We start from the raw sequence: 2,001 nt of genomic DNA on the forward strand, positions 1-2,001 counted from the left end.
CCGATCCGAACCCGCCGCGAAGGCGCGATCCTTGAAGTCACGCTCGACCGGCCCAAGGCCAATGCCATCGACCTCAAGACCAGCCGGGTGATGGGCCTGACCTTCCGCGAATTCCGCGACGACGACAGCCTGCGGGTCTGCATCCTGCGCGCCGAGGGCGAAAAGTTCTTCTGCCCCGGCTGGGACCTGAAGGCGGCGGCGGACGGCGACGCGGTGGACGGCGATTATGGCGTTGGCGGTTTCGGCGGCCTGCAGGAATTGCCGAACCTGAACAAGCCGGTCATCGCCGCGATCAACGGCATCTGCTGCGGCGGCGGGTTGGAACTGGCGCTGTCGGCCGACCTGATCCTGTGTTCGTCGAATGCGACCTTCGCCTTGCCGGAAATCCGGTCCGGCACCGTCGCCGACGCCGCCTCGATCAAGCTGCCGAAGCGCATTCCCTATCATGTGGCGATGGACCTCCTGCTCACCGGCCGCTGGTTCGATGCCGAAGAGGCGCTGCGCTGGGGGATCGTCAAGGAAATCACCTCTCAGGCCGACCTGCTGCCCAAGGCCTGGGATCTGGCGCGGCTGCTGGAATCGGGGCCGCCGCTGGTTTATGCGGCCATCAAGGAAGTGGTGCGCGAAGCCGAGAACATGCGCTTCCAGGATGCGCTGAACCGGATCACCAAACGGCTGATGCCGACCGTCGACCGGCTCTATTCCTCGGAAGACCAGCTGGAAGGCGCCCGCGCCTTTGCCGAAAAACGCGATCCGGTCTGGAAAGGCCGCTGAGCCCTTCGCCGGCAGGCGGCGCCGATTGGCGCCCTTGCCGGCGGCACACTGAACGGAATTTCTGTGATCAGTGGTGCCGGTGAAGGGACTCGAACCCCCGACCCCATCATTACGAATGCGCTCGGCCTCGTCCAACTGGATATGATGTCCGTCAAAACTCATAACAAAATCAGTGCTTTACCTTGATATTCGGTTGGCGTCCGCCCAAGTGGATCGTAACGTGTTCTCGAAATTTCTCGAAAACAGGAGCGACACATGGCGACGACGATGACCTTCACAGACAGCGCGATCCAGCGGATCAAACCGCTGTCGGCGATGGAGTGGTATTCAGACAAGACCTATCGCGGGCTGCGCCTGTCCGTCACGTCGGGCGGCACGAAGACGTGGTACGCATCGAAGTGGGACGGCGCGGCACAGAAGTCGCGGCAGGTGAAGATCGGCCAGTTCCCGAGCATGAAGCGGGATGAGGCGTGGCGGATCGCGTCCGAGGTCAAGTCGGAGATGGACGCCGGAGACTTCATGAGCCGCGCAGAGAAGGCGGTGAAGGCGGTCGAGGAGGAAATGCCCCTGCCGAACCTTGCCGACGCGCTCGACGCCTATCTGTCGCATCAGACCGGCCCGCGCTTCTCGGGCAAGAGCCGGATGCAGGCCGACACCGCCGACGAATACCGCCGCACGTTTCGCCTTCACCTCGCCATGTGGGAAGATGTGCAGATCGACAAGCTGCCGACCCGCAACATCAACCAGCACCTGAACGCCTTGCAGAAAGACCGCCCGCACGCCGCCTACCGCGCCCATGCCGTGATCGGCGCGACGCTGCGCCATGCCTGCAAGGTTCACGCCATCGTCGTGCCGATCCCGACGCTGACCGACATCACGAAGCAGCCGAAGCGCGACGTTGACCGCGACATCGACTGGGCCGACCGCTGGAAGGAAGTCGTGGCGATTGACAACCCGATCAAACGCGCCTGCTGGGAATTGCGCTGGCACATGGGCTGCCGCGAGAACGTCCTGCGCGAACTGACGTGGTCGCAGGTCGATCTCGAAAAAGGCACCGTGACATTCGCCCGCCTCAAGCGCGACGAAAACGGGCGCACCGCCGCCATCTCCGATTACGCGCTGTCCGTCTTCCAGCGACTGCGCGACATGCACGCGAGCGATTGGGTGTTTCCGTCCGTCCGCCGCATCAAGGGCAAGCACGGCCATCTCGACGTTCTGGACCGCCTG

The 2,001-nt window shown here is 63.8% G+C and carries 2 protein-coding genes; both read left to right on the forward strand.

The annotated features are described in order from the left end of the window. Window positions 1–774: carnitinyl-CoA dehydratase (locus tag AC16JP_RS07155; protein WP_484339921.1), on the forward strand; the 774-nt coding region annotated here is incomplete at its 5' end. 255 nt (window positions 775–1,029) lie between these two features. Beyond that, window positions 1,030–2,001, forward strand: a 972-nt coding sequence (locus AC16JP_RS07160) for an integrase arm-type DNA-binding domain-containing protein (protein ID WP_484339922.1), incomplete at its 3' end; no start/stop codon positions are given.

The organism is Sandaracinobacteroides sp. (genome assembly GCF_057137845.1).